Source organism: Thiomicrospira sp. ALE5, assembly GCF_900112445.1.
In the GTDB taxonomy this organism is placed as follows: Bacteria; Pseudomonadota; Gammaproteobacteria; order Thiomicrospirales; family Thiomicrospiraceae; genus Thiomicrospira.
Map to the genome: position 1 here is coordinate 209,305 of NZ_FOYY01000003.1, position 17,458 is coordinate 226,762.

General features: G+C 45.4%; 14 protein-coding genes. 10 read left to right on the forward strand and 4 right to left on the reverse strand.

From position 1 onward, the window contains the following. Window positions 1–105 precede the first annotated feature (105 nt). The 7 genes from prfB to BM293_RS10265 all read left to right on the forward strand — a co-directional run bounded on the left by prfB (window position 106) and on the right by BM293_RS10265 (window position 7,245). Window positions 106–1,201 (forward strand): peptide chain release factor 2 gene (gene prfB / locus BM293_RS01110; protein ID WP_096777331.1). Its coding sequence is split into 2 segments (ribosomal slippage): window positions 106–177 and window positions 179–1,201, totalling 1,095 coding nucleotides; the frame shifts between segments, so codons are not numbered across the junction. Window positions 1,202–1,397: 196 nt separating this feature from the next. Beyond that, window positions 1,398–2,921 (forward strand): lysine--tRNA ligase, encoded by a 1,524-nt coding sequence (gene lysS / locus BM293_RS01115; RefSeq protein WP_093446205.1) that lies wholly within the window; start codon window positions 1,398–1,400, stop codon window positions 2,919–2,921. Between the two features lie 88 nt (window positions 2,922–3,009). Next, window positions 3,010–5,322 carry a Tex family protein gene (locus tag BM293_RS01120; protein ID WP_093446207.1) on the forward strand — a complete coding sequence of 771 codons (2,313 nt, stop codon included), beginning with the start codon at window positions 3,010–3,012 and terminating at the stop codon, window positions 5,320–5,322. An 87-nt stretch (window positions 5,323–5,409) separates the two neighbouring features. Continuing rightward, complete coding sequence (locus BM293_RS01125) at window positions 5,410–5,655, forward strand: type II toxin-antitoxin system Phd/YefM family antitoxin (RefSeq protein ID WP_093446208.1); 246 nt, start codon at window positions 5,410–5,412, stop codon at window positions 5,653–5,655. Further along, on the forward strand, window positions 5,639–6,043 hold the full coding sequence (locus tag BM293_RS01130; RefSeq protein WP_093446210.1) for a type II toxin-antitoxin system VapC family toxin: 405 nt from the start codon (window positions 5,639–5,641) through the stop codon (window positions 6,041–6,043). The genes BM293_RS01125 and BM293_RS01130 overlap by 17 nt, the downstream gene beginning before the upstream one ends. A 367-nt stretch (window positions 6,044–6,410) precedes the next feature. Then, complete coding sequence (locus BM293_RS01135; protein WP_093447814.1) at window positions 6,411–6,710, forward strand: nucleotidyltransferase family protein; 300 nt, start codon at window positions 6,411–6,413, stop codon at window positions 6,708–6,710. 133 nt (window positions 6,711–6,843) lie between these two features. Beyond that, entirely contained in the window at window positions 6,844–7,245 is a 402-nt protein-coding gene (locus tag BM293_RS10265; protein WP_200770588.1) for a hypothetical protein, read from the forward strand. On the opposite strand, the gene BM293_RS01145 is transcribed toward BM293_RS10265, so the two are convergent. From BM293_RS01145 to ubiG, 4 genes are read right to left on the reverse strand one after another with little or no spacing between them, the layout of a single operon-like run. Then, window positions 7,187–10,393 carry a type ISP restriction/modification enzyme gene (locus BM293_RS01145; protein ID WP_093446211.1) on the reverse strand — a complete coding sequence of 1,069 codons (3,207 nt, stop codon included), beginning with the start codon at window positions 10,391–10,393 and terminating at the stop codon, window positions 7,187–7,189. The two genes, BM293_RS10265 and BM293_RS01145, sit on opposite strands and share 59 nt — an antisense overlap. Before the next feature lie 48 nt (window positions 10,394–10,441). Continuing rightward, on the reverse strand, window positions 10,442–11,155 hold the full coding sequence (locus tag BM293_RS01150) for an SDR family NAD(P)-dependent oxidoreductase (protein WP_093446213.1): 714 nt from the start codon (window positions 11,153–11,155) through the stop codon (window positions 10,442–10,444). After that, the gene (locus BM293_RS01155) at window positions 11,152–11,838 is read right to left on the reverse strand and encodes an HAD family hydrolase (RefSeq protein WP_093446214.1); all 687 of its coding nucleotides are present in this window, start codon (window positions 11,836–11,838) and stop codon (window positions 11,152–11,154) included. The genes BM293_RS01150 and BM293_RS01155 overlap by 4 nt, the downstream gene beginning before the upstream one ends. A 2-nt stretch (window positions 11,839–11,840) precedes the next feature. Continuing rightward, a complete protein-coding gene (ubiG, locus tag BM293_RS01160) occupies window positions 11,841–12,545 on the reverse strand; it encodes a bifunctional 2-polyprenyl-6-hydroxyphenol methylase/3-demethylubiquinol 3-O-methyltransferase UbiG (protein ID WP_093446216.1) in 705 nt (234 codons plus the stop codon). A 148-nt stretch (window positions 12,546–12,693) separates the two neighbouring features. On the opposite strand from ubiG, the gene gyrA reads away from it, so the two are divergent. The 3 genes from gyrA to pheA are packed head-to-tail and all read left to right on the forward strand — an operon-like array spanning window position 12,694 to window position 17,445. Further along, entirely contained in the window at window positions 12,694–15,267 is a 2,574-nt protein-coding gene (gene gyrA / locus BM293_RS01165; protein WP_093446217.1) for a DNA gyrase subunit A, read from the forward strand. Further along, window positions 15,267–16,340: a 3-phosphoserine/phosphohydroxythreonine transaminase gene (gene serC, locus BM293_RS01170; RefSeq protein ID WP_093446219.1), complete on the forward strand. Its 1,074-nt coding sequence runs from the start codon at window positions 15,267–15,269 to the stop codon at window positions 16,338–16,340. The genes gyrA and serC overlap by 1 nt, the downstream gene beginning before the upstream one ends. A gap of 10 nt (window positions 16,341–16,350) precedes the next feature. Beyond that, window positions 16,351–17,445, forward strand: a complete 1,095-nt coding sequence (gene pheA, locus BM293_RS01175) for a prephenate dehydratase (RefSeq protein WP_093446221.1) — start codon at window positions 16,351–16,353, stop codon at window positions 17,443–17,445. The last annotated feature ends 13 nt before the right edge of the window (window positions 17,446–17,458 follow it).

A 17,458-nucleotide genomic window follows, 5' to 3' on the forward strand; every position in this document is an offset into this window, starting at 1 on the left:
CGGTTATTTACTTTAAATCTTTACGGCCAAACTCGTTGAATCCTTAGGACAAAATTGCAGAAAAGTGCTATGATGCGCGCTTTAAAATTTGTTGTGAAGCAGGGTATGGAACTCAATCCAATTTATAATCGTATCGAAGATTATGCCAGTCGTAGCCTCGTGCTTAGGGGGTATCTTTGACTATGAAACCAAATCAGAACGCCTAATCGAAGTTTCACGTGAGCTTGAAGATCCTAAAATATGGGATAATCCAGAAAGAGCGCAAGCTCTGGGTAAAGAAAAAGTGCAACTGGATAAGATAGTTGGCACGCTTGATGAGCTGGCCGGTGGTTTAGACGCCTGTAAAGAATTGCTTGAAATGGCTGAAATGGACCAAGACGAAGCGATGGTTGCTGAAGTCGCATCAGAACTTGATCAATTCCAGTTAAAATTGGATGAGCTTGAGTTTCAGCGCATGTTCTCCGGTGAAATGGATGCCAATAACTGTTATGTAGAAATCCAGTCTGGTTCTGGTGGCACCGAAGCGCAGGATTGGGCGAGTATGTTATTGCGGATGTATTTGCGCTGGATTGAATCTAAAGGTTTTAAAGCTGATGTATTAGAGGTGTCCGACGGCGAAGTCGCTGGTATAAAAGGCGCAACGATTCATGTGATGGGGGATTACGCCTATGGTTGGATGCGTACCGAAACCGGTGTGCATCGTTTGGTGCGTAAATCTCCGTTTGATTCCGGTAATCGCCGTCATACCTCGTTTGCATCGGTGTTTATTTCGCCGGAAGTGGATGATAATGTTGAGATCGATATTAACCCAGCCGATCTTCGAATTGATGTCTATCGTGCCAGTGGCGCGGGTGGCCAGCACGTTAACAAAACCGAATCGGCGGTGCGGATTACCCATTTGCCAACCAATACGGTGGTGCAGTGTCAAAATGGTCGCTCGCAGCATCAAAATAAGGATGAAGCTTTTAAGCAGCTACGTGCCAAGTTGTATGAACTGGAAATGCAAAAACGTAATAGTGAAAAGCAAACCCTTGAAGAATCCAAATCTGATATCGGTTGGGGCAGTCAAATTCGCTCGTATGTATTAGATTCTGGACGGATTAAAGATTTGCGTACCAGTGTAGAAACCGGTAATACCACCGCCGTATTGGACGGCGATTTAGATCAGTTTATTGAAGCCAGCTTAAAAGCCGGATTGTAATTGGATTAACCATAGAGACGCGAAGTAGCTAAGTTTTTATAAGTTTTGTTAAGGTGCTTTCGCCTTGTGCCCCGACTCCTTCGGCTTTTTTCTGCGAAAAAAGAGGCGTCGCTGGAGCACAAAGGCTACGCACCTCACAAATTAAAAAATTTTCGTCTCTCTGTGGTAAAAAAACAGCCAAAATTAGGAATCTATCATGTCAGAACAGCAATCAACATCTTCAAACACGCCTGAGCTAGACGAAAACAAAATCATTGCCGAGCGCCGCGCCAAATTGGACGGTTTGCGTCAAACGGGTCAAGCCTATCCGAACACCTTCCGTCGTGATGTATTAGCGCAGGATTTACAAGATAGCTACGCTGGAAAAACCAAAGACGAATTAGCCGCGATGGAGCCAGTGCGCGTTAAGGTGGCCGGTCGTATGATGTTGCGTCGCATTATGGGTAAAGCCAGTTTTGCGACTTTGCAAGACATGAGTGGCCGCATTCAAGTGTATGTTACCCGTGATGAACTGCCAGAAGGCTTCTATAACGAGCAGTTTAAAAAATGGGACTTGGGTGATATCGTTGGGGTAAGCGGCTATTTGTTTAAAACCAATACCGACGAGTTATCTATTCACGTTGAATCCATTGAATTGATTACCAAGTCACTACGTCCGCTGCCAGACAAGTTCCACGGCCTGCAAGACCAAGAAGTGCGTTATCGCCAGCGTTATTTGGATTTGATTATGTCTGAGCAAAGCCGCAAGACGTTTGAAGTGCGTTCCAAGGTTATTCACGCGATGCGCGAATTTTTTGTGCGCAAAGGGTTTATGGAAGTCGAAACCCCGATGATGCAAGTCATTCCCGGTGGCGCATCCGCCAAGCCGTTTGTCACCCATCATAATGCATTGGATATGCCGCTTTACTTGCGTATTGCGCCAGAGCTTTACTTGAAACGTTTGTTGGTCGGCGGCTTTGAAAAAGTGTTTGAAATCAACCGTAACTTCCGTAATGAAGGGCTATCAACCCGTCATAATCCGGAGTTTACCATGGTCGAGTTTTATGAAGCCTATGCCAACTATAACGACATGATGGATTACACCGAAGACATGTTTAAAGAACTGGCGCATTTGGTGTTAAATTCCGGTGAAGTGCCTTATCAAGGACAGGTGTTCCATTTCGATCAGCCGTTTGCGCGTATTCCGTTAAAGCAATCGATTGCGATGTTTAACGAAGGTGTCAATGTCGATGATTTAGACGATATCGAATACTGCATCGCCTTGGCAGAAAAGCTGAAAATTGATATCAGGCCTGGTTATGGTTTGGGTAAAATCCAAACCGAAATTTTTGAAGAAACGGTTGAACATCGCCTAATGGATCCAACCTTTATCACCGAATACCCGGCAGAAGTGTCACCTTTGGCACGCCGTAATGATGCCAATCCGTTTGTTACCGACCGTTTTGAGTTATTTATTGGTGGGCGTGAATTGGCGAACGGTTTCTCGGAGTTAAACGATGCCGAAGACCAGGCGGAACGCTTTATGGAGCAAGTGCGCGCTAAAGAGTCGGGTGATGACGAAGCTATGCATTATGATGCCGACTTTATCACCGCGCTAGAACACGGCATGCCACCCGCTGCCGGACAGGGCATCGGGATTGACCGTTTAGTGATGCTATTCACCGACTCACCTTCAATTAAAGACGTGCTGCTGTTTCCGCACATGCGTCACCAAGGATAAACCGAACAAGCGATTAATTTATATCTGTAAGTGTTACGCTCAAGCCCCAGTTTTCTGGGGTTTTTTTTAACTATCAGGAGTAACTAGGGTGACAGAGCAAACTTTTGCTAAGATTATTGCCAATGAATTAGCCGTGCAGCCGAATCAAGTTGCCGCCGCGATGGCGTTATTTGCTGAAGGGGCGACCGTGCCTTTTATTGCGCGTTATCGCAAAGAAGCGACGGCAGGTCTTGAGGACCATCAACTGCGTGATATTGAAGCACGCCTCGCTTACTTAACCAGCCTTGAAGAACGCAAACAAACGATTCTGAGCAGTATTGCCGCCCAGCAAAAACTCACCCCTGAACTCGAAGCCGACATTCTCGCCTGTGCAAGCAAAACGCTGTTAGAAGATTTATATCGTCCGTTTAAACCCGTGCGCAACTCAAAAGCCACCAAAGCAAAAGAAGCAGGCCTGGAGCCTTTGGCCTTGGCGCTCTTAGCTGACCCCAATCTGAACCCTGAACAGCAGGCGCAAGCCTTTATTAACCCAGAAAAAGGCATTGATTCCACCGCGACTGCGCTCAGTGGGGCGCAAGATATTCTGGTAGAGCATTTTGCACAGGCAGCAGGCCTGGTTGCACAATTGCGTGAAAGGTTATGGCGTGAAGGTGTGGTGGTGAGCACACAGATTAAAGACGCTGTGGATGAAGGCGAGAAATTTAAAGATTATTATGCTTATCAAGAAGCGATTAGCAAAGTTCCATCCCATCGTGCCTTAGCCTTGTTTCGGGGTGAAGCGGCTGCGATTTTGCGCCTTAAACTTGAACTGCCAGATCAACAGGATTATGCGGTTCACCCCTATGTAGAGCAGATGCGAGCCTTTTATCAATTACGCATCACCAATACGCCTTGTGAAAGCTTGTTGATGCAGGCGTTGCAGCAGGCCTGGCGCTTAAAATTAGCCAAATCGCTAGAAACTGAATTATTTAGCCGTTTGCGTGAACAGGCGGAGCAAACGGCCATTGAGGTATTTGCCCACAACTTAAAAGATTTGTTACTCGCCGCCCCGGCAGGCGCCAAGGTCACTCTGGCGCTCGATCCAGGTTATCGAACCGGGGTGAAGTTAGCGGTGGTGGATCAAACCGGTAAGTTTTTGCATCAAGAGGTTATTTATCCTCATGTGCCGCAACAACAATGGCAGCAGAGTAAAGCCATTCTGGCAAAGCTAATTAAGCAGTATCAGGTTGAGCTGGTCAGTATTGGCAATGGTACAGCGTCACGCGAAACCGATCTGTTGGTGGGTGAAACCTTGAAGGAGTTTGGGCTGACTAGCACGCAAAAGGCCATGGTTTCTGAAGCCGGTGCATCAGTTTATTCAGCATCGAGTCTAGCTCAGCAAGAGTTTCCAGATTTAGATGTGACCATTCGTGGCGCCGTATCGATTGCGCGACGTTTACAAGACCCCTTAGCAGAATTGGTCAAGATTGACCCTAAAGCAATTGGTGTCGGCCAGTATCAACATGATGTGAATCAGATTGCGTTGGCGCAAGCATTGCAGGCCACGGTTGAAGACTGTGTTAACTCGGTAGGGGTGGATTTAAATACCGCCTCGAGCGCCTTACTTTCCTATGTGTCTGGCTTATCCTCAACCCAAGCTAACAACATTGTCGCTTGGCGCGATGCCAATGGCCGCTTTAGTCAACGCAAGCAATTGCGGTTGGTGCCACGTTTAGGACCAAAAGCCTTTGAGCAGGCGGCTGGCTTTTTGCGGATTCGTGACGGTGACGATCCGCTCGATCAGTCAGCTGTTCATCCTGAATCCTATTCGATAGTGACCAAGATGGCCGCCCGCTTAGGGGTGAAAGTGGCTGATTTAATTGGTCAGCCGACCTTGATTAAGCAACTTAAATTAAATGAATTTGTGACCGACACTATTGGCTTGCCAACCCTAATGGATATAGTGGCCGAGCTTGAAAAGCCGGGGCGTGATCCGCGCCCCAGTTTTGTAACAGCGCGTTTTGACGAGTCGATCACCGAGCTTAAAGACCTTGCACCAGGCCTGGTGTTAGAAGGGGTGGTCACCAATGTGACGCACTTCGGTGCTTTTGTTGATGTCGGCGTTCACCAAGACGGTTTGGTACATATTTCGCATTTAGCCGATCAATTTGTTTCAGACCCACATCAAGTGGTTAAAGCAGGCCAAGTGGTTAAGGTGACGGTATTGGATGTTGAAGTTGCGCGTAAACGGATTAGTTTGTCGATGAAGTCTAATCCATCGCTCAGTTCAGCAGGCCTGGCAGCGTCTGCTACTCAAAATACAGCTGATCGAAAAACCGTTGGTCAAAAACCCGCCAAAACTGCGGCAAACAATAACGGCTTTGGCACCTTGGCGGATAAGTTTGCAGCCTTAAAGCGGTAGCTATAAGCCCGTAAATCAAAAAACTCAGCTTATGTTTAAATTAATGGTATGATTTGTACATTAATGTGTACAAATAAGGTGTGCGAAATGAATGTGAGCGTTTCAGAATTTCGTCAACATTTGCCGCAGTATTTGAAGCAAGTGCAGCAGGGCGAAGAGGTTAAGATTGCCAATCGCGGAAAGGTGATCGCACGGTTGGTACCAGACGATCATTTAAATAAGCAACAGCAGGCGCTAGATAAGCTTGTTGCTTGGCGCAAGGATATTGCCGTGCATGATGTGATCGATACGCGTGGTTTGGCGGAATGGGGTCACGATGAAGATAATCTGTGACACACACGTATTAATTTTTTGGGCTTCAAGCCCTGAAAAACTCCCAGATAAAGCGAATCAGCTTATTCGTACGGGCCTCAAGAAGGGCTCTTTAGCGTGTTCTGATATTAGCCTTTGGGAAATTGCAATGTTGGTGGACAAGAAGCGGCTGGTGTTACCACAGGCTACCAAAGCGAGTGACTATATCCAAGCGATTATTGATGCAATGGACTTAACAGTGTTGCCCATTACATCAGAGATTGCAGAGTTGGCACAGATGGATGATTTTGTTCATGGTGACCCGGCTGACAGGTTAATTGCAGCTACCACCCTTGCAAATAAGGCAACTTTGATTACCGCTGATACCAAGTTGCACAAGGTGAAACGATTAAAGTGTGAATGGGAATAGCTCTACCGTTAGTTTAGACTCCAGCCTCCACTGGAACCTGCATTTACTTTAGAGATCGTCGTCCCTGTAAGGTCTATCTCTGTCAGAACCACAGCACGGACAGACAGTATCTTGACCGGTTTCATCTGTGTATTCTATTAAGGACTGATGTTGAGCGGAATAGTCCGTATCAACTTCAATCTCTAAATATTTAAGACATTCGGGATCTGTTCCATCGTCACAACGGATTTTCTTATAACTTTTGTCATGTTTATTTAGTCCTAACTAAAAGGGAATTTAGCACTAATTTCCCTATAAGCCAGCTGATGAGCAAGTGATGAAAATGCGGTATTATTTAGCTGTTAAGAAAACTTATGGGGCTAAAACGATGCGATTAAATCAACAGCAGATTGAAGCTATCAAAAAAACCTTTGTCCAGGTGTTCGGCTTGGGAGATGTTTATCTTTTTGGCAGTCGAGTGGATGAGCAAGCGCGCGGGGGGGATATTGATTTGTATGTTGTGCCGACCGAATTTGACAATCTAGCCTTAAAGAAAGTGGATTTTTTAGTTAAGCTGCAGCACCTAATTGGCGAACAGAAAATAGATTTGGTGTTTGACAAAGGTCAAAATCGAGCGATTGATCAATTGGCTAGACAACAAGGAATATTGTTATGCAGTCAACATTAAGCTTAGATGCACTATTTGAGACATTAGATGCGTTATTTATTAGCTGCAAGCAGGATGAGGTGATATTAAAAATTCAGCTATAAATGCGGACTGGTTTGCAGATTATGCTAACCAACGCGTGGTAAATAGCTTTTTGTTTAATTACATTAAAATTCAGGATAAACTCGGAGCCAAGCTATTTCGGCAGTTATTGTTAGCATTACGCGAAATCGATGATGCCAGCACACCGATGATTGATATTTTGAATCGGCTAGAGAAGCTGAATATTATTGAGAGTGTTGAGCAGTGGGATAAGTTGCGTGAGATTCGCAACCTCATAACACATGAGTATCCGCTTGATATTGATGAACGATTGGAAAATATTGCACTGGCCTTAGCTGGATTTGAGCAATTAAACCAGCTCTATATCCTGGTTCAACTTCAGTTCCAGCTTTTCATCATTACTAACTTTTGGTTTCTTTGGTTTTGCCATGCTCTTAATCCTTTGGATACAGAACCTGATCGACCTCTTGCATTAAGCGGGCGGTTTCGCTGAGGGCGACGATGATTTTTTGGTAGTGCAGAATGTCGTCAAAACTCAGTTCGCGGCCTTGGCGGTCTTTCAGCCATTTTTGTGCCGGTTGATAACCGCCAATATAAAACAACCAGGCCTGGTGCGGTACGTTATCGAAGTATTGGGTGTCGTTAATCCAGACTTTGCCGTGAGTTGCGTTAATCGCTTCATAACCCGGGCTGGTTTTGGAGATTTTGCGGGTGATTTTATTATCGCCGCCGATGGGGTATTGGGTAATCGGCGTGTCGAGTAACGGCGATTCCATCAGATGCAATAATCGGATTTGGTCGCCGAGTTCGACCAGTTGCCAAAAAGTGTCCGGGTTCGGATAAGGCACACGCGGAAAATCGGTTTTCAGGAATTCTTTATAGGTGTCGCGGTAGGTGGGGCTGTGGAGTACCGCATAAATATAATCGAGTATATCGATTGGGGTGAATTGGTTTTTTTCACCACCAAGACACGAAGGCACAAAGGATTTATCCGGGTTTTCAGCGGCAAACGGCAGATTCAGCGCGGCTTCAAAGGCTTTGATTTCATCGGGGTTGAGATTGGGAATGCGTTCGCTGCCGTCTTCGGGGTAGAGGTAGAGAGGGAAAGTAAGAGTAACATCATACGCACTAAAAGACTTTCTCCCACTTAACCCATTAGTAATAAATGCTCCAACCTCATCTTTAGTTACTTTCGTTGTTAATAATGCTGTATTTGGTCTAAGCTGATGGCGCATAACTTGGTAACGAGGATAAGCCATAAAACCTTTTGATTTTCCCGTGTAGAGCGTTTTGCGGTTATCAAATGGGCGGTAAGTTATAGATGTGATTTTGCCACTATTTTCTTTAACGTCAGCTTTTGCAAAGCCGACCTGCCAATCTCTACCGTCTTTTTTGGGAGAGTACTGTGCTCTAAAATCTTCTGCTTCTAGTTCAATGAGCGCCTGTTTTACAAGTTTGACTTCTGATTCAGTAAAGTGAATACACACGTCGTCTCTTTCTGTAGTAATACCTGTTGCATTGAGAGGCATTAAGCTTTCAATTGAAACCCCAAGTTTATAGGTGACTTCTAATTCTTGATTTTTTGGGAAGAACTCATAATTTGGCGCGACAGGGTTTAAAGTTTGGAAGTCAATCGCACTTAGGTTACGAGTTAAATAATCGTATTTTTCTTTTCGCTTTCCAAATAACTCTGCGTGATAAACCTTGCCCAACTCACCAGGCCTGGTGATATGTGAACCGTTTTTAATAAACAGGTTAATCGACACGCCCTGCATAATATCGAAGACGTTTTCATCTTTAGAGCCATCAGGGGCGGTTTCTTTCTTTTTGCTGTTGCCGTGCAAATCTAAGATATAAATTTCGTCAAAGGTTTCAAGCAGGTGTTTGCGCATTTGGCGGTGAATCAGGCCGTCAATAAACGAGTTATTGGTAATAAAGGCCAACACGCCTTCACCGTTTTTTTCGATAAAGTGCTGGCCGTAACGAATAAATTTGATGTAGTCATCGGACAGCGGTTGGATATTGCGTTCGTTGAGGTCTTTTTTATAGTCTTGCACCAGGTCTTGAATCCACTCGCCTTTATTGGTGCTACTAACGGAATAAGGCGGGTTGCCAATGACCACCATGACCGGAGTGTCTTTTTTAACGGCATTGGCTTCGCGGGATTCATTACTCAACCATTGCGAAAATAGGGTGTGGGTGTCGGGGTGGTATTCTTCCAGCGAGTTGGTGAGGAAGATACGCAAGCGGTTGTCGGATTGTTTGCGTTGTTCGGCGGTGTAGCCGGTTTCGCCCAACAGCATATCGAGTTTTAAATGCGCCATCGCATAGGAAGCCATGAGCAATTCAAAGCCGTTTAAGCGTGGGATTAAATGTTCCTCCACATAACTCGGCCAAATGCCTTGCATATGTTGAAACCGGCTTTGATAAAGGTATTTGACCACTTCGGCTAAAAAAGTGCCCGTGCCGGTGGCTGGGTCGAGAATTTGTACGCGATGGACTTCTTTTTCATAAGTTCGCCAGCCACTTTTTGTCCGGTTATCTTTCACTTGAGACTGCAGTTCAATTTTCGTTTTGCTGGTGTCTGCCAGGCCATCTTTTAAACCGAATTTGGTTTTTAAAATTTCATCGACTGCACGCACAATAAAACTGACCACCGGTTCGGGCGTGTACCAAACCCCACGCGATTTACGCAAAGACGGATCGTATTTGGCGAGAAAGGTTTCGTAAAAATGAATAATCGGGTCGGTTTGCGCGGTGCTTTTGCCATAGCCATGCAGAATACTTTTAACATCGGTATGGCGAAACACTTCGGCGAGGTTATCGACGGTGGTGAGGATGCGGTCGTCAATATTGTGTCCGGCAATCGACTGGAATAGATTACGCAATAATGGATTGGATTTTGGAATCAGGCGCGCTGCTTCGTCGCGGTCGAAAGTTTGTAAATCCGGGTCGTGATAACGCGCGGCGAACATACCATAAGCGAGGGTTTGCGCATAGAGATCCGCAAACTGTTTGGGTTCGAGATCGTGAATCAACATATCGCGAAAAATGTGATATTGATTGGTGAGTTCGCTTTGGGTGTTATTTTCGAGGTCGGCGTTGAGGGCGGCTTCCAGAATACTTTCTAATAAACGTGCTTTGCCCGCCATCAATTCGGCAAGTTTGCCGGGGTTTTTAATCGCTTGGGTGACCTTGATGGAGAAGTCACGAATATGGCTTTCAAATAGGTTGATGGCCTGGTGGTCAATCTCGTATTTTTGCGGGTTATCAAACGCGGGTTGCGCTAAACGCACCTCGGCGACTTTTTCGCCTTCAACAAAAAACTGAAACCAGATATAGTCGGTGATGATGAGGTTATCGAGGGCTTTCTTGTAACGATTAAATTGTTCGTTGTAGCCTTTGTGATTCAGGTCTTTGCCGACATCTTTCGCTTCGATATAGCCAATGGGTACGGTTTTGCGGGTGACAACGAAATCCGGGTTGCCGCAGTCGGTGATTTTTGAAGGTTCGTTGGTGATTTTGCAGTCGGGAAGCAGGTGCGACAAGAGTTGTTCTAAATCAGCGCGAAAGGTGTGTTCGCTGGTGTGGCCGTCTGCCAAGCGTGAATTAATCTTGTCGATATACTGAATAACATTCATGGTCTACGTGTTCCAACATGTAACTCGTACCTAATCTGGCACAAGGGCTTAATATATAGCTATATCATCCTGTTTTTGTTGCTTAAAACAGGCGTTAACTATTCGCTCGGCGGCAGACTCAACTGTTTCATTTTGGCAGGGTGGCTCGCCAGGAAAAAGCTTAGATCTGAAATGACCTGCTAAAGGGGGGAGTTGGGCAATAATGGCTTTTATGGCTGGGTTTTCGATGGCGGTTAATTTGATCAGCTGCTCTAATCCTGCTTTTGCAACGGCATAGGCGCCATAATAGGCATTGGGTTTTTGTACGGCTTGATCGGAAATAGCTACTAACCAGGCCTGGTTGTCTTTATCGTGACCGGCTGTCAGTTTGGGCAAACAGCTTTGGATCAGATGGAAATTGGCATTCAGATTGGTTTGCATCACCTCATACCATTGCAGAGGATCAAAATGCTCGATGGGTGTGAGTGCCGGTAGGATCCCTGCATTCAGAAATACGCCATCTAGTTGCTTAAATTCAGCTAGTCCTGATTCAAGTTGCATGAACTCGTCTTGAGCAGAACCGGCTAAATCCATTGGAAAAAGATAAACATTGCCCCAGTTGTCTGCCGCCAATTCATCATAAAGTTGATTAAGTGCTTTGAGTTCTTTATCAATCAAAATAAGTTGATGATTTTGTTGGTGTAGTGCTTTGGCTAATGCTTGGCCTAAACCATGCGCTGCACCGGTAATTAAAAAGGTTTTTTGAGTGGAAATATCATTCATAACAATGGGTTAACCTGTTTTGTTAAAAATTGAGTTATATCATAGGGTGTTCTAAAAATATAATCAGCTTGATCGAGATTAGTCATTTTTTCAGGTGGCATATAGCCAAACAACACCGCACCTGTTTGCATACCCGCATTGATACCCGCCTCGATATCACGTGGATGATCGCCAAGGTATAAGCAGCGTTCAGGATCAACCCCACATTCTGATGCGGCCAATAACATAGGTTCAGGATCGGGCTTTCTCACTGCCAAGGTGTCGCCACAAATGACCGTTTTCGGTGCGCTGGGAAAACTAAAGTGATTTAATAAGTGTTCGGTTAAGCCTTGCGGTTTGTTGGTCACAATACCCCAAGGCATGTTAATCTCGGCTAAATGAACCAGGCCTGCTAACAAGCCAGGAAACACCTGGGTATGCAGGTGAATGTGTTGTTTATAAAGGTCTAAAAAAGCTTGGCGGTGTTGTTCAAATGCCTCAATATCGTTTGGATTAAATGCGAGGGCAGTGACCGCTGCGCCACCTTGTGATACGGTGTTACGAACCCGATCATAGCTTGGCGGGGTCAGTTGATGTTGTTCACACAATAAATTGAGCGCATAACTAAAATCATACGAGGTATCAAGCAGGGTGCCATCCAAATCAAACAGCACACAATCGAAGGGTTGAGTCTTTATGGTCATGACTATACTTTTTTGAAGGCCATTAAATAATTAATGCTTAAATCATCGTTAAGCCGATAGCGCTTAAGAATGGGATTAAATTCCATACCCGCCGTGCTTTGCATCACCAGGCCTACTTGTCGTCCCATCTGGGTTAGTTCACTGGGTTTAATGAACTTATCATGATGATGCGTACCACGAGGAACCAAGTTCAGCACATACTCAGCGGTAATCACCGCTAACAACAGGGATTTATTGGAGCGGTTGAGTGTTGAACAAATCACCCAGCCACCTGGCTTAACGGCTTTGGCACAGGCGTGCAAAATGGCTTGCGGATCAGGCACATGTTCCAGCATTTCCATACAGGTCACCAAATCATAGTGTTCAGCGTGCGCCTGCGCATGGTCGGCCACATCTTCTAGCACATAGTTCACCTTAACCCCGCTATCTAGCGCATGCAAACGGGCGACTTGTAACAGGTCATCTGCGAGATCTAATCCAGTTACGTCTGCGCCAGCTTGCGCCATGGCTTCAGCTAAAATTCCGCCACCACAGCCAACATCGAGGATTTTTTGTGCCGGAAAATCTTGATGCAGTTGAATAAAGTCCATTCGTAATGGGTTAAGTTTATGCAGTGCATTAAACTGACCATTTGGATCCCACCATTGGTGCGCTTGTTGATTAAATAAATTTATTTGTTGCACATCGACGTTTGCTGACTGTGACATCTTGTTATCCTTAGCGGCCTAAAAGCGTGCACATAGTTTAGCGAAACTCCGCTGGCTTGTCTTTTTTTCTGTTGTTAGGACTGGGGATATTGCAGCGAAATAGGGTATAATTCATATTTATGTCAAATTAATCAAAAGTGGATGCGGCATGTCGGAATTTGCACGTGAAATACATCCCATTTCCTTAGAAGAGGAAATGAAGCAGTCTTATCTTAGTTATGCAATGAGCGTCATTATTGGGCGCGCGTTACCTGATGTTCGTGATGGTCTAAAACCCGTGCATCGTCGTGTATTGTATGCGATGAATGAATTGCACAATGACTACAATAAGCCCTATAAAAAATCGGCACGTGTTGTAGGTGACGTAATTGGTAAATACCATCCTCATGGTGATACGGCCGTTTATGACACGATTGTACGTATGGCGCAGCCATTTTCATTGCGCTATATGTTGGTTGATGGTCAGGGTAACTTTGGTTCGATTGATGGTGATAACCCCGCCGCAATGCGTTATACCGAAGTACGGATGGCTAAAATCGCCCATGAACTATTAGCAGATCTTGATAAAGAGACGGTTAATTTTACGCTTAACTATGACGGTTCTGAATCTGAGCCGAATGTATTGCCAAGTCGCATCCCCAATTTGTTGGTCAATGGTTCAGCTGGTATTGCAGTTGGTATGGCGACTAATATCCCACCACATAACCTCACTGAAACCATTAATGCCTGTTTAGCTTATGTTGACAACCCGGATATTGATGTCGCCGGCTTAATTGAGCATTTGCCAGGCCCTGACTTTCCTACCTATGGCATTATCAACGGTACGCGGGGGATTCGTGAAGCCTATGAGACGGGACGAGGTCGCGTACAAATTCGCGCTAAAACCCAAATTGAAACCGATAAATCTGGCAAACAAACTATCATTGTCAATGAAATACCTTATCAGGTTAACAAGGCTAAGTTGATCGAGCGGATTGCCGAGCTGATTAAAGAAAAGAAAATTGACGGCATTACCGCACTACGTGATGAGTCAGACAAAGATGGCATGCGGATTGTGATTGAATTGCGTCGTGGGGAAAACGCCGATGTAATGATTAACAACCTTTATAAGTTAACCGCCATGCAAACCGTGTTTGGTATTAATATGGTGGCGCTGATTAATGGCCAACCCAAGCTACTTAATTTATTAGAGATTATTCAAGCCTTCGTGCGTCATCGTCGTGAAGTGGTGACCCGTCGCACTATTTTTGAATTGCGCAAAGCACGAGAGAAGGCACATTTGTTAGAAGGCCTTGCCGTCGCCTTGAGCAATATCGACGATATGATCGAGCTGATTAAGTCTTCTGCAACCTCGCAAATCGCTAAAGAGCGGATGCTTGAACGTGATTGGCCAGCTGGGCATGTACTGCAATTATTAGAACGTGTAGAAGCAAAAGATACCCGCCCAGAAGACTTAGCGGCTGGTTTTGGTATGGTGTCGGCAGACAGCTATCGCCTATCGCCAGTACAAGCGCAAGCCATTTTAGATATGCGTTTGAATCGCCTCACCGGGTTAGAGCAAGACAAAATTCTTGAAGAATACAAAGCACTGATTGCGAAGATTTTTGAATTCCTGGAGATTTTGCGCAACCCAGATCGTTTAACTGAAGTAGTCCGCGAAGAACTCATTGCGGTTAAAGAGGAATATGGCGATGCGCGTCGGACTGAAATTGATCACGCTTATTTAGATCTTGATGAAGAGGACTTAATTGCGGTTGAAGATCGTATTGTCACCCTTTCGCAAGATGGCTATATTAAAACCCAGCCTTTAAGCGATTATCGCGCCCAAAAACGCGGAGGGCGTGGTAAGTCAGCGACCGCAATGAAAGAAGCGGATGAAGTGGGTCAAATTTTGGTTGCTAGCACCCATGATATGTTGTTGTGTTTCTCTAATCGCGGCAAGCTGTATTGGAAAAAAACCTGGCAACTGCCGTTAGCAGGGCGCGGTGCCCGTGGCAAACCCATAGTGAATGTGTTCCCATTGGACGAGGGCGAAAATATTTCCGCTATTCTTCCCGTCAGCGAGTTTGATAATGATCATTTTGTGTTTATGGCCACCAAGCATGCGATTGTTAAACGCGTAAAATTGGCTGATTTTTCTCGTCCTCGTGCGAATGGCATTATTGCACTAGATTTGCTAGACGGTGACGAATTGGTAGGCACCGCACTGACAAATGGCGAGCAAGAAGTTATGCTTTTTGCGGATGGTGGTAAGGCTATCCGCTTTAAAGAAAGTGATGTTCGGGTGATGGGTCGACAGGCTCGCGGCGTGCGTGGCATGAAGCTCGCTGAGGGACAAGCGGTGATTTCAATGCAAATTGCCCAAGCTAATACCCTGATTTTGACTGCAACAGAGCATGGTTTTGGCAAGTGTACGCCAGTTGATGACTATTCAACCATTAATCGAAGCGGTCAGGGGGTTATTTCGATCAAAACCACCGATCGCAATGGTAAAGTCGTTGCTGCGGTAGCCGTCACACCTGATCAAGAGGTTGTATTAATTACCAATAAAGCCACCTTAGTTAGAACACGTGTCGCCGAGATTTCAGTCGTTGGACGCAATACGCAAGGTGTAAAACTTATTAATGTTGGAACAGATGAATGGGTAGTCGGGCTGGCTGTAGTAGATATGTCAGATGACGATGACGAGCAACCCTTGCAACAACAGGAACAAGAACAATAATGGCACGGACATTTAACTTTAGCGCGGGACCGGCAATGTTGCCGGAACCCGTCATGCAGCAAGCACAGATTGAATTTTTGGATTGGCATAATACGGGCATGTCGGTGATGGAAATGAGTCATCGCTCGCAAGATTACATGGCGATGGCGCATCAAACCGAACAGACCTTACGTGACATCATGGCGATACCTGATAACTATAAGGTTCTGTTTATGCATGGTGGTGCGTCGTTACAGTTCAGTGCCATTCCGCTCAACCTAGCTGATAGCGGTGATGTGGTCGACTATTTTAATACGGGTGTGTGGTCTGCTAAAGCAATAAAAGAGGCCAGTCGTTATGCGCAGGTCAATGTGGTATGTGAAAATCATGCGATGATACCTGATCAAGCTGAGTGGAAAATTTCAGCAAATGCTAAATATATTCATTACACCGCTAATGAAACCATTGGTGGCCTAGAGTTTTTAGATGTGCCCGATCTTCCAGAGGAGACGCCGCTGATTGCTGATATGTCTTCTACTATTTTGTCGCGACCAATAGATGTGTCAAAGTTTGGCATGATATATGCCGGTGCGCAAAAAAATATTGGACCAGCCGGCCTGGCCATCGTTATCGTTCGGGAAGACTTAGTGGGCAAAGCGCGTGATATCACACCAACCTTGTTGAATTGGCAAACCTACGCTGAAAACGATTCAATGTTTAATACACCAGCGACCTATTCTTGGTATTTAGCAGGCCTGGTGTTTGATTGGATTAAGCAGCAAGGCGGTGTGGCAGCGATGGCTGAACATAACCAAACCAAAGCCTACCGCCTTTATCAAGCAATTGATTCTATCGATTTTTATAACAACCCTGTCCCAAAAGAACAACGCTCTTGGATGAATGTACCTTTTACATTACAAGATCCATCGCTTGATAGTACCTTCTTAAAAGAGTCGCACGCAGCCGGCCTGCTCAATCTGAAAGGTCATAAGCTGGTCGGTGGCATGCGAGCGAGTATTTATAATGCCATGCCACAAGAGGGTGTGGACGCGCTAATTGACTTTATGCGCGACTTTGCCAATCGTTACGCTTAGGGGGTAGGGCGTGACAACAGAAGCAGAACAACTTCTTCAGATTCGTCAACAAATCGATACGATTGATGAACAAATTCAGCAACTTATCACTGAGCGTGCTTTATGTGCTAAACAGGTTGCGGACATTAAGACCCAAGGGGGTCAGGTCGAAGCCGTTTTTTATCGTCCTGAGCGGGAAGCGCAGGTTTTGCGTGCTGTCAAACAACGTAATACTAGCGTATTGTCCGATGATGATATGGCCAGACTTTTTCGCGAAATTATGTCGGCCTGTTTAGCATTAGAGCAGCCATTAAAAGTTGCTTATCTGGGTCCAGAGGGAAGCTATACTCATGCAGCCGTGCTAAAACAGTTTGGTAGTTTTGCACAACCTGTACCGGTATCAACCATAGAAGATGTGTTTAAGGTTGTGGCGACACAGCAAGTTGATTATGGTGTCGTGCCTCTAGAAAACTCTACTGAAGGTGCGGTCACCAGCACACAGGATTGTTTAATAAGTACGCCAGTTACAGTGACGGGGGAAGTTGAGTTACCCATCCATCATTGTTTATTGGGGCAGTCAACTCAGCTACATGACATCACAAAGGTGTTAGCCCATCCGCAAGCCTTAGGGCAATGTCGTACTTGGTTGCGCAATAATCTGCCCGGTGTCCAACTCGAAGCGGTCGATTCAAATGCGCTAGCAGCCAAAATGGCGCAGGCGCATACTGAAGTCGCTGCCATTGCTTCAGAGCAAGCGGCATCGCTTTACCAACTAAATATCCTGAAATCCCATATCGAAGATGCCCAAAACAACACCACCAAGTTTTGGATAATTGGTCGTCATGCGCCTACGCCAAGTGGTGAAGATAAAACCGCGCTTATATTGTCCCTCGCTAATGAAGCTGGCGCACTTTCACGTATCCTAGAAAGCTTTGCAAAACGCAATATCAGCATGACGCGTATTGTGTCACGCCCAGCTATTGAACAAAAATGGGAATATCTATTTTATATCGATATTACAGGGCATCAACAGGATCCTGCCGTTGCTGAAGCCTTAGCTGAAGTACAGGCTAATGCTCGTTTTTTCAAACTATTGGGTTCTTACCCAGTATCACCTCTTAATTAAAACTAGGAGAGCG

Excerpts from the sequence above, each read along its gene's own strand:
- lysS (WP_093446205.1), top strand. The coding sequence starts at position 1,398 with ATGTCAGAACAGCAATCAACATCTTCAAACACGCCTGAGCTAGACGAA.
- BM293_RS01125 (WP_093446208.1), top strand. The coding sequence starts at position 5,410 with ATGAATGTGAGCGTTTCAGAATTTCGTCAACATTTGCCGCAGTATTTG.
- BM293_RS01130 (WP_093446210.1), top strand. The coding sequence starts at position 5,639 with ATGAAGATAATCTGTGACACACACGTATTAATTTTTTGGGCTTCAAGC.
- BM293_RS01135 (WP_093447814.1), top strand. The coding sequence starts at position 6,411 with ATGCGATTAAATCAACAGCAGATTGAAGCTATCAAAAAAACCTTTGTC.
- BM293_RS01145 (WP_093446211.1), bottom strand. The coding sequence starts at position 10,393 with ATGAATGTTATTCAGTATATCGACAAGATTAATTCACGCTTGGCAGAC.
- BM293_RS01150 (WP_093446213.1), bottom strand. The coding sequence starts at position 11,155 with ATGAATGATATTTCCACTCAAAAAACCTTTTTAATTACCGGTGCAGCG.
- BM293_RS01155 (WP_093446214.1), bottom strand. The coding sequence starts at position 11,838 with ATGACCATAAAGACTCAACCCTTCGATTGTGTGCTGTTTGATTTGGAT.
- ubiG (WP_093446216.1), bottom strand. The coding sequence starts at position 12,545 with ATGTCACAGTCAGCAAACGTCGATGTGCAACAAATAAATTTATTTAAT.
- gyrA (WP_093446217.1), top strand. The coding sequence starts at position 12,694 with ATGTCGGAATTTGCACGTGAAATACATCCCATTTCCTTAGAAGAGGAA.
- serC (WP_093446219.1), top strand. The coding sequence starts at position 15,267 with ATGGCACGGACATTTAACTTTAGCGCGGGACCGGCAATGTTGCCGGAA.